Annotated in this window: 9 protein-coding genes and 1 pseudogene; 8 read left to right on the forward strand and 2 right to left on the reverse strand. The window is 60.5% G+C overall.

The annotated features are described in order from the left end of the window. The 7 genes from NW834_RS11945 to NW834_RS11975 form a co-directional block, all read left to right on the forward strand. On the forward strand, positions 1 to 225 hold a 225-nt coding region (locus NW834_RS11945; RefSeq protein WP_414426318.1), incomplete at its 5' end, for a hypothetical protein. Positions 226 to 288: 63 nt separating this feature from the next. Beyond that, positions 289 to 1,380, forward strand: a complete 1,092-nt coding sequence (gene ychF, locus NW834_RS11950) for a redox-regulated ATPase YchF (RefSeq protein WP_011434459.1) — start codon at positions 289 to 291, stop codon at positions 1,378 to 1,380. A 549-nt stretch (positions 1,381 to 1,929) separates the two neighbouring features. Then, entirely contained in the window at positions 1,930 to 2,799 is an 870-nt protein-coding gene (folP, locus tag NW834_RS11955; protein WP_414350029.1) for a dihydropteroate synthase, read from the forward strand. After that, complete coding sequence (gene folB / locus NW834_RS11960; RefSeq protein ID WP_414342547.1) at positions 2,786 to 3,151, forward strand: dihydroneopterin aldolase; 366 nt, start codon at positions 2,786 to 2,788, stop codon at positions 3,149 to 3,151. The genes folP and folB overlap by 14 nt, the downstream gene beginning before the upstream one ends. Further along, complete coding sequence (folK, locus tag NW834_RS11965; RefSeq protein WP_414342548.1) at positions 3,148 to 3,654, forward strand: 2-amino-4-hydroxy-6-hydroxymethyldihydropteridine diphosphokinase; 507 nt, start codon at positions 3,148 to 3,150, stop codon at positions 3,652 to 3,654. Before folB ends, folK begins: the two co-directional genes overlap by 4 nt. A gap of 46 nt (positions 3,655 to 3,700) precedes the next feature. Continuing rightward, on the forward strand, positions 3,701 to 5,299 hold the full coding sequence (locus NW834_RS11970) for a glucose-6-phosphate isomerase (protein WP_414418660.1): 1,599 nt from the start codon (positions 3,701 to 3,703) through the stop codon (positions 5,297 to 5,299). Positions 5,300 to 5,429: 130 nt separating this feature from the next. Further along, entirely contained in the window at positions 5,430 to 6,569 is a 1,140-nt protein-coding gene (locus NW834_RS11975) for a glucose-6-phosphate dehydrogenase assembly protein OpcA (protein ID WP_414418659.1), read from the forward strand. Between the two features lie 439 nt (positions 6,570 to 7,008). Here NW834_RS11975 and pheT read toward each other — a convergent pair whose 3' ends face one another. Further along, positions 7,009 to 9,486 (reverse strand): phenylalanine--tRNA ligase subunit beta, encoded by a 2,478-nt coding sequence (pheT, locus tag NW834_RS11980; protein WP_414418661.1) that lies wholly within the window; start codon positions 9,484 to 9,486, stop codon positions 7,009 to 7,011. A gap of 191 nt (positions 9,487 to 9,677) precedes the next feature. Here pheT and NW834_RS11985 point away from each other — a divergent pair, with 191 nt between their 5' ends. Then, positions 9,678 to 10,214, forward strand: a complete 537-nt coding sequence (locus tag NW834_RS11985) for a thioredoxin domain-containing protein (RefSeq protein WP_414418658.1) — start codon at positions 9,678 to 9,680, stop codon at positions 10,212 to 10,214. 179 nt (positions 10,215 to 10,393) lie between these two features. Here the strand turns inward: NW834_RS11985 and NW834_RS11990 are convergent. Beyond that, a pseudogene (locus NW834_RS11990) lies at positions 10,394 to 10,543 on the reverse strand (RNA-guided endonuclease TnpB family protein); the annotation flags it as partial.

The raw sequence follows: 10,543 nt of genomic DNA on the forward strand, positions 1-10,543 counted from the left end.
CCGAGACGACTGCGCAAGGAGCCATCCATGCGCAGCGTGGTAGGAATCTCCGGCCTTCAGGCCGGGGAGGATGTCAAAAGACCTCAGCTGCCCAACACTGTGCAGCTGACAAAAAATACAGTTCTCTTGGGAGAGGAGCCGAGGGTGGTGGCGTTGGCGGCGCGGAGCGCTTGGGAGCGGATCCACCGGTTGGGAAAGGGGCGGCAAATGCTAACGTCAGAGTAGGGATCTTTCCGCTGGGCAAGGGATCCCGTTACCCTGGTTTTTGGCTTTTTCCCCAAGATCTGGATGTTGAGAGCTGGAATTGTCGGCCTGCCCAACGTAGGCAAATCTACCTTGTTCAACGCCCTCTGTGAAAATGCCAAAGCCGAGGCGGCCAACTTTCCCTTCTGCACCATTGAGCCGAATGTGGGGCGGGTGGCGGTGCCCGACGAGCGCTTGCAGGTGCTGGCCAAGATCAGCGGTTCTGCCGAGATCATCCCCAGCCAAATCGAGTTTGTGGATATTGCCGGGCTGGTGGCTGGAGCCAGCAAGGGGGAGGGTCTGGGCAACCAGTTTCTCTCCCACATTCGCCAGGTGGACGCCGTGGTGCACGTGGTGCGCTGCTTCCAAGACGAGAACATTGTGCATGTGGCGGGTTCGGTGGATCCCTTGCGGGATATCGGGGTGATCAACTTGGAGCTAGCCTTGGCGGATTTGGCCCAGATCGAGCGGCGCATAGAGCGGGTGCGCAAGCAGGCCAAGTCCGACAAAACCGCCCAACTGGAGTTGCAGGCTCTGGAACAATTACAGGCTGCCTTGGACGAGGGCAAGCCGGCTCGCCTGGTACCCCTCAGCCCAGAAGAAGAGCAGTTGATCAAAGGGTTGGGGCTGCTCACCCGTAAAAAAGTCATCTACGCCGCCAATGTGGCGGAAACGGATCTGGCCAGCGGCAATGCCTGGGTGGAGCAGGTGCGGCAATTTGCCGAGGCGGAAGGGGCAGGTGTGGTGGTGGTCTCAGCCCAGGTGGAGGCGGAACTGGTGGAGCTGCCCCCCGACGAGCGACAGGCCTATCTGGATTCGTTAGGGGTAAAAGAGGGCGGGCTGAAATCTCTCATCCGAGCCACCTACGAGCTGTTGGGCTTGCGCACCTACTTTACCTCTGGCCCCAAAGAAACCCGCGCTTGGACGATTCCAGTCGGCGCCACAGCCCCTCAGGCAGCCGGGGTGATCCACTCCGATTTTGAGCGGGGCTTCATCCGGGCCGAGACGGTGGCCTATGCCGATCTGGTGGCGGCGGGATCCCTGAATGCCGCCAAAGAAAAGGGCCTGCTGCGCAGCGAAGGCAAAGACTACGTCGTCCAGGAAGGGGACGTGATGCACTTCCGCTTCAATGTCTAGTTCCCTATCCTCCTGCATCTCTCAGGCAAGCTGGGTTTTCTCAGAAACTGAAGACTTGCTCCCTGTCTTTAGGCAAAAAGACTTAACCCGCCCTGGACAAGGGATCCCAGCTTGGCGCCTTAGCTCCAGTTGGGTCTGAGAAGCAGCCCTTTCCTGAGAGAACTGTTGACGCTGTAACGAAACATCACAATAATTGGACTAGATAAACAAATGTTTTAGGGATGTATTGATGGATCTGCTGCAATACGGCCCGATGGCCTGGGTTTACATGGCGATCTTTGCCTCTATCATTTGGTGTATTTGGGGTCGTTCGGAAGACGACATCATGTTCTAGCCAGAGCGGGAGAGCTTCCTCTGTCGGCGGGGGCCATTCCTTGCGCTTGAGCCGGCAGGGGCAGCCTTTCACCAATCGTGGCTCTGTAAGGACGTTGTAAAAAATTTTGTAGAATCCTGTTGGGCTTGCGCCAGCCTTGGGATTGACGGCAATACCATCCTAGGCAGTGGGAGACTTTTCCCCCTGCTTTTGCAACACGGCAGCCTGCAGCGGTTATGGGTGTTACCAGCTTGATCTCCCGACGTCCTCTGCCTGGGGCAGAACAGACGCCAGAGGGCTACCGTCTTTCTTGGCGGGGCGTTGGGGTGATGGGGGTGCTCAACGTAACACCCGACAGCTTTAGCGATGGCGGCCAGTGGGGATCTGCAGAAGCGGCTGTGCAGGCAGCCAAAGCCATGGCAGCGGCAGGGGCCTTGATCGTGGATATTGGCGGCGAGTCCACCCGTCCGGGAGCGGAGCCGGTATCGGTGGAGGTGGAATGCGACCGAGTCTTGCCCGTGATCCGGGCCCTGGAAGGATCCGGGATCCCCATCAGCGTCGATACGCGCAGAACGGAGGTGGCAGCTGCGGCTTTGGCTGCCGGGGCGCACATCATCAACGATGTCAGCGGGCTGCGGGATCCCCAAATGATACAGGTCTGTGCCGAAAAGGGGGTGCCGGCGGTGATCATGCACATGCGGGGAGAACCGCGCACCATGCAGCAGCAGACCGACTATGCTGACCTGGAGGGGGAGGTTTTCGGTTTTCTCAGGGAACAGGCAGAGCGGGCCCTGGCAGCGGGCGTGCCCAGCGTTGTTTTGGATCCGGGCTTGGGCTTTGCCAAAACTGCTGAGCAGAATGTAACCCTGCTCAAAGCCCTACCGCGGCTGGTGGCCTACGGCTACCCAGTTTTGGTGGGGGCATCTCGCAAAAGTTTTGTGGGCAAGCTTTCCGGCATTGCCGTGCCCAGCGAGCGAGACAGCGCCAGCGTGGCCGTCCACCTGTTTGCGGCCAGCCGGGGAGCTGCCCTGGTACGGGTTCATAACGTGCCAGCTCATGTTTCCGCCCTCGCCACTTGGGAAGCTCTGCACCATGATGCAGGGTAGGCTGGTGCTGCAGGGCCTCGTCTTTCATGCCTATCACGGCCACTGCCCGGAGGAAGCGGTTTTGGGTGGGCGTTTTGTGGTGGACGTGGAGATGCGGCTTTCCCTAGCCGAGATCCAAGATGACCTCTCGCGCACGGTGGACTACGCCCAGGTGTACGAGAGGGTGCGGCAGGAGGTGACCGGCCAGCGCCGCCGCTTGGTCGAGACCTTGGCAGACCAGATTGCAGAGCGGCTGTGGCAGAGCTATCCCCAGCTGGAGGCCCTGACCGTGCGGGTTCACAAGCCCCAAGCTCCCCTGCCGGGGCTGTTCGATGATGTTTACGTAGAGATCGACCGTCGCCGATCTGTATGAATCCCGACCTGGCCTACATTGCCCTGGGAAGCAACTTGGGGGATCCGCTGCAGCAGTTGCGCCTGGCTGTGCAGAAGCTGCCCCAGCTGGGAGAGGTGGCGGCCCGTTCCAGTCTCTACCGCAGCCCAGCCCAAGGGGGGCCACCCGGACAGCCTGATTACCTCAATGCAGTGGTGGCGTTGGATCCCTTTCCCCCCTACCGGTCTCCCCTGGAGTTGCTCGGGGCGCTGCTGGCCATCGAGCAGGAGGCAGGACGGGTGCGGCGCATCCGCTGGGAGGCCAGAACCCTGGATTTGGATCTGCTGGCCATGGGCAGCCGCATCCTGAACAGCCCTGAGCTGACGTTGCCCCACCCCCGCATGATGGAACGTGCTTTTGTCTTAGCTCCCTTGGGGGAGATCGCTCCCGACTGGCGTCACCCTGAGACCGGTGTGGGGGTCAAAGAGGCACTCATCAGTTTGGATCAGTCCTGGCTGGAGCGCACAACCCTCGGCTGGGAGTAAGAAAGAGTTTGGTAAGCTGGTTAGGGATTTCGGCAAAAGGGATCCCATGGACAGCCTCCAACTCTGGCAGCGCTACTGCGATTGGCTTTACTACCATCCCGGCCTGGAGATTTTCGTCGATATCAGCCGCATCCGTTTCACTCCCCCTCAGGTGGAAGCGCTACGGCCTCGCTTTGCCCAGGCTTTTGCCGATATGCAGGCTTTGGAAGCCGGGGCCATTGCCAACCCCGACGAAGGCCGCCAGGTGGGCCACTATTGGCTGCGGGCGCCCGAGCTGGCTCCCACCCCTGAAATCCGGCAGGCCATTCAGGATTCCATTGAGCGAGTGGAAACCTTTGCCGAAAAGATCCATCGCGGAACCATCCCGGCCAGCGGGGGGGGACGGTTCACCGAGCTGCTCTGCATCGGCATTGGCGGCTCAGCTCTGGGGCCGCAATTTGTGGCGGAGGCCCTGGCTCCGCTGCACCCCCCCCTGAACATCCACTTCATCGACAACACGGATCCCGACGGGTTTGACCGGGTGCTGGGGCGGCTGGCAGACCAACTGGGGCAAACCCTGGTGATCACCACCTCCAAATCCGGCGGCACCCCAGAGCCCCGCAATGGCTTGGTGGAGGTGAAGCTGGCCTACCAAAAAGCCGGGATCCCTTTTTCTGCCCATGCGGTGGCCATCACCGGCCCCGGCAGCCAATTGGAGCAGCAGGCGCGGCAGGAGGGGTGGTTGGAGGTCTTCCCCATCTTCGACTGGGTGGGGGGGCGCACCTCCGAAACGTCCCCGGTGGGCCTGTTGCCGGCAGCGTTGCAGGGCATTGATATCCGGGCTTTGCTGGCCGGGGCAGCCACCATGGATGAGGCCACCCGCCTGCCCCACCTGGAGCGCAATCCCGCCGCTCTGCTGGCCATGGCCTGGTACATCGTCGGTCAAGGGCAAGGGCGCAAGGACATGGTGGTTTTGCCCTACAAGGATCGCCTGCTGCTGTTTAGCCGTTACTTACAACAGTTGGTGATGGAATCCCTGGGCAAATCCCACGATCTAAACGGCAACCGCGTGGAGCAGGGCATCGCCGTTTACGGCAACAAGGGCACCACCGACCAACATGCTTACGTCCAGCAGTTGCGGGATGGCTTGAACAACTTCTTTGTCACCTTCATCGAGGTGCTTCAGGATCGGGAGCCTGGGATCCCTTCCCCCTTCGTGGAGCCGCAGGTGACCAGTGGCGACTACCTGAACGGCCTGCTGCAGGGCACCCGCCAGGCTCTCTACGAAAACGGTCGCGACTCCATTACCGTGACGCTGCCACGGGTAGATGCCCGCTCGGTGGGGGCCTTGATTGCCCTCTACGAACGAGCCGTGGGCCTCTATGCCTCCCTAATCCAGATCAACGCCTACCATCAACCGGGGGTGGAAGCAGGCAAAAAAGCCGCCAGCGCCGTCTTGGAGCTGCAACGGCGATTGCTAGAGACGGTGCAGGAGCACCAGGGATCCCTGACTTTGCCCCAACTGGCAGAGAAACTGGGCTGCCCGGAGCGCATAGAAACCCTGTACTGGATTGTGCGGCACTTGCACGCCAATGGCCGCGGAGTGCTCTTGACAGGGGATCCCGCCTGCCCCTTGGAGCTGAACATCCAGCCTCGGCCTGCTTGAGCCTCGAGTTTCCTGGAGCAAGTGCGGAGAGCAGGCTTGAGTTGGTCAATCTGTACCTCGCCTTAAGCCCTTCCCGGCCAGCCGACCCCCCTGCCTAGAATCGAGCAAGAGTCCACTCCAGGAGGAGACTATGGATCAATCTGCTGCCGTCCTGCCCCTACAAACCCCGAAAGATGTCTCCATCGAAGATATTGAGCAGGAGCTGAACAAGATCTGGTCTTCCAAAGGAGAGAGCGTTGCCGCCCGCGCTGCCACCTTTACCCTGGTGGTGTACGAATCTCTGGACGATGCGCTGTTGCTGCCTTCCCCCACCGTCGAAGCCATCGCCACCCAGAACCCCTGTCGCGTCATTGACCTGCGCGCCAAACGAGAGGGATCCCCAGACGATGCCATCGAGGCCCAGGTGGCCGCCTATTGCCCGGTGACCCGTGAGCAGCGCAGCTCGTTGGTCTGTTGCGAATACATCACCCTGAAAGCGCCCGAATCGGCCTTTGTGCGGGCCTGCAGCACCGTTGCCTCGCTGCTGATCCCCAACTTGCCCACCTTTTTGTGGTGGCAAGGGGATCTGGATTTGAACAGCTTGCTGTTTCAAAAATTGGTGGCTCTGAGCAACCGGGTCATCGTCGATTCACGGGGCTTTGTCAATCCAGAAGAAGATCTGCAAGAAATCCACCTCTTGGTGGGTGAGGGGCGCCACTGTGGGGATCTCAACTGGCGGCGGCTGCTGCCTTGGCAGGAACTCACCGCCCAAGCCTTTGACCCTCCCGACCGGCGGGAGTCCCTCTACCTTGTGGATCGTGTGAACCTCGACTACAAAGCCGGCAATCCCTGCCAGGCGTTCCTTTTCCTGGGCTGGCTGGCCGGTCGCCTGGGATGGACTCCCACAGAGCGGGTTCAGGCTCAAGAACACGATTACAAGATTGACCGCATCCGCTTTCAAACCCAAATGGGCGGCGAGGTGATGGCAGAACTGGCCGCTGTGCCCTTGGCCTCGGAAATCAGCCAGCCGGGGGATCTCATCGGGCTGCGCCTCACCTCCAGCAACCAAGAAGCCGACGCCTGTACTGTGCTGTGCTCCGAAATCACAGGGTGTATGCGCATGGAAGCCATGGGGGGCGCTCAGAGATGTGTGGTTCGCCAGGTGGCTCCCCTGGAGCAGGATTCCCTCGACACCCTGCTGGCTGCCGAGTTGCAGCGGCTTGGCCCCGACTACCTCTACGAAGAAACCCTAGGGGTGGTGGATCAGATGCTGAAGCTGGGCAAAAGCTGAGATCTGCTTCTGGTTTAAGTGACATACTCCCGCACTCATGCTGATGCAAAGCGCTCCGCGCCGCTAAAGCGAGAGAGTGCGGGCTTCAAGGACTCCGTCCCGCTGACGCGAACAGTGACTCCGGTTAGCGCTCCGCGCTGCTAGCGCGAAAAGGACGGGATGCCCCACCACCCTGTACTTGATGTTTATAGCGGCAGTGTATAAAACCCCGCTACTTTTTATGTTTATGGCACCAGTCAAGGACAAAACATCATGTCCCCGCCTTTCATCCCGACTCTCACCCTGGATAGTGGCTAGCCACTAGTCACTAGTCACTAGCCCCTAATAGAGGGCGGGGCTTCCCAGCGGTGTAGCTAACGGGGTGCGGGGGCAATCAGTCCCGCGCCCTGTCCGCAGGACGAGCACCGGGAGGATGTTATAGTAGCTACAGAGGGGTCGGCTAGCTGCGCAAGGTCACCGGAAATTGTGTTGCCAACTGCGCCCTCACCTGGTTTTGCAGAGCTTCTACCTCCGCATCCGTGAGGGTGCGATCGGGAGCACGGTACACCAGGCGGAAGGCAAGGCTGCGCTGCCCTGCAGGTACGCCTTGACCACGGTACTCGTCGAAAAGCTGCACCGATTGGAGAAGTGCTCCGCCCGCTTGACGGATAACCTTCTCGATCTCACTAACGGCAAGGTCGAGCGGCGCAAAGAAGGCGATATCCCGATCGGCAGCGGGAAAAGGCGAAAAGGGGACAAATTGCACAATGCCCCGTCTCTCCAGGCTTTCCAGCAAGGGATCCAACTGCAGCTCAAACCCATAGACCTGATCTGGCAGCCCCTTTTCCTGACAGAGGCGGGGGTGCAGTTGCCCGAACAAACCGATGCGGGATCCCTCAATCCACAAACTGGCCTGGCGACCGGGGTGAAGCAGGGACGATTGCTCTTCAGGGGGATCCAGACGAAACTCCGGGCCAAATCCCAGCCGCTCCAGAGCGGAGACCAGCAGCCCCTTGGCCTCGAACCAGTCCATGGGTCGGTTGCGGTGCTGCCAATCGTGGGGATTGGGATCCCCGCCCAAGATACCGCCGATATGCTCAGCTTCCCGGTAAGGGTGGGGGTTGGGGGGAAGGGCATGGGCAAAAACACGACCGATTTCAAAGGCTTGGAGCGGGCCGTTGCCTTGATCCCAGTTGAAGCGGAAGGCCTCCACCAGGCCGGGAAGTAGCGCATTGCGCACGGCTGAATATTCAGGCGAAAGTGGATTGGCAATCCTCACCAAAGATCCATCCTCCTCCGCCGGGCAGAGGGAGATGTGATATACCTCCGTCAGGCCAATGCCCCGCAGCACTTCTCGGATCTGGCGGGTGAATGTTTCCCGCGCCGAAAGGGATCCCACCTGCGGCTCGGTGGGTAGGGTTTCTGAGAAGCGGTCATAGCCGTAGAGACGGGCAAACTCCTCGATGAGGTCGATCTCCCGCTCAATGTCCCGCAGGCGATAGGGGGGAACGACGACCTGCCAAACGCAGCTGGCCACGGTTGCCGTCTCGGTAGCGGGGGAGAGGGCACTCTGGGAATTGGCCCCTTCGCAACGGGAGAGCTGAAAGCCCAAGGCAGATAGGATCTCCTCCACATCCGCCGCCTGCACCTCGTCCCCCAACACATCGATCAGCCGCGACAGCCGCAATTTCAGGGTGCGTTCCAGGGGGGGCCGCTGGTCAAAGGTGGTGAGGCCGGCCACTGCTCCCCCTGCCAGTTCCAGGATCAACTGCACCGCCCGATCCCGGGCCTGATCGAGGGTGGCAAAGTTAACCCCTCGCTCATAGCGGGTGGAAGCCTCGGTGCGCAGACCTTGAGACCGGGCCGAGCGCCGCGTCACCGCTGGATCGAATAGGGCTGCTTCCAAGAAAATGCGAGTGGTGGTCGAGCCGACCTCGGTTTCTTCCCCTCCCATGACCCCGGCCAGAGCTACCGGTTGGCTGCCGGCCACAATGAGATGACTATCGGCTTGCAAGGTGCGGGTTTGGCCGTCCAAGGTCTTTAAGGTTTCTCCCGGCTGGGCCAAGCGCACCTCGATGGTGGGTTTTTTCTTGCCCATGACCTGGAGCAGGCGATCCCAGTCGAAGGCGTGCAAAGGCTGGCCCCATTCCAGCAGGATCAGATTGGTAATATCCACTACATTGTTGATGGATCGCATGCCGGCAGCGGCCAGTCGGTGTTTTAGCCAGTCGGGGGAAGGGCCGACTTTCACCCCCTCGATCAACACGCCACTGTAGGCGGGACAAGCTTTGGCATTGGCAATGCGCAACTGAAAGTTGGGGATGGGCTTGGCCTGAAGAGGCTTGACGGGGGGCAGGCACAGCGGGTTGCGGGTGAGGGCAGCCACTTCGCGGGCGATCCCCACCATGCTCAGGGCATCGGCCCGGTTGGCGGTGGAAGTGAGATCCAGCACCACATCGTCCAAGCCTAGAAGGGGGCGCACATCAGAGCCAAGCGGATGAACCTCCAGATCCAAGTCGGGCGGGAATTCGTGGATCCCTTCGGAAGATTTCTCCAGCCCCAGCTCGGCCAGAGAGCAGATCATGCCCTCCGAGATCACCCCCCGCTTGTCGGCTTTGGCAATGGTGAGGGAGAGGGCGGGCAAATGGGTGCCGGGTGTAGCCACTGCTACCAGGATCCCGGCGCGGGCGTTGGCGGCTCCACAGACAATGGTGGCAGGCCGATTGGATCCCAAGTCCACCTGGCAAACCTGCAGCTTGTCGGCGTTGGGGTGAGGCTCGGCAGCCAGGATCCTGCCCAAAACCACCCCATCTGCCCAGGTGCGGCGGTCTTCGATCTCTTCCACTTCAAACCCCGCCAGGGTGAGGGCCTCCCCCAGTTCTTCGGGTGAAAGTTGGAAATCCACCAGTTCTCGCAGCCACTTCAAGGAGATGCGCATCGCTGAGCCATCGGTGCAAACGCCGCACCCATTATCGCTCACCTGGCCCTCTTCTCCAGCCGGGATCCCGGCCCAAGATCGTGGGATGGCATAGACCCGGTTCTGGCCGGAACCGGTGGGACAGGGTGGGATGCTAAAACAGTGAAGGCGAGGGCTGAGGTCAGATCCAGCGCCTAGCAAGGTGAGGAAGGATGAAGAAAGACTGGGCAAGACGGTTGCGCAACGGGTTGATTGCCGCAGTAGCTGTGCTCTTGGCAGCAGGACTGTTTTTGGCTAACCAAGGGCGTCAGGCGGGCAGCAACTTAGAGGCTCTAGCCCAAGAGGCCATACCTTGGGAGCAAGCTCAGGCCAATGGCAAACCTTCTTTGGTGGAGTTTTATGCCGATTGGTGCAGCACCTGTCGTGCCATGGCACCCCTCCTGGCCAGCCTGAAACAGGAATTTGCCGATCAAGTCAACTTCGTCATGTTGAATGTGGACAATCCGAAGTGGCTGCCGGAGCTGAGCCGCTACCGGGTGAACGGCATCCCTCATTTTCTGTTTTTGGATCGGCAGGGAGAAGTGCTGGGATCGGCGATTGGCGAACAGCCGCCGTCGATTCTGCGAGCCAATGTGTTGGCTCTGGCAACTGGACAGCCCCTGCAGTTGACCAATGCCGGGCCAGTGTCTGCGCTGGAGCGGAGCGGGCCTATCCTCCCCAATCAGCCGGATCCCCGCAGTCATGGTTAGGAGTTTGGTCCAGGGTTTTGTTGTCTTGGACACAGGCGGAAAGGTCTGGCCTCGGTTTGATATTGGATAACTTCTATCCATTCTCGTAGCTCACAAGAACAGGCCATGGCTGTCGAGACAACACCGATTTTGCCGGATCCGCAACGGTTGATCCCGAGCGAGCGCCTCAGACAAGTAAACTACCCGGCCCTGACTGCTTCGCAGTACAGGGCGGGCTTTCGGTAGCCCTGCAGTTGGCAAGCCAACCACGGGCCTCTAGGCTGGTTTACGACAGCCCCAAGTTTGGCAATCATGTTGGCCCCATTCCAGTCCGCATCCCCTTCCCATCC

The sequence above is a fragment of the Synechococcus sp. R60.1 genome (assembly GCF_047461835.1).
In the GTDB taxonomy this organism is placed as follows: domain Bacteria; phylum Cyanobacteriota; class Cyanobacteriia; order Thermostichales; family Thermostichaceae; genus Thermostichus.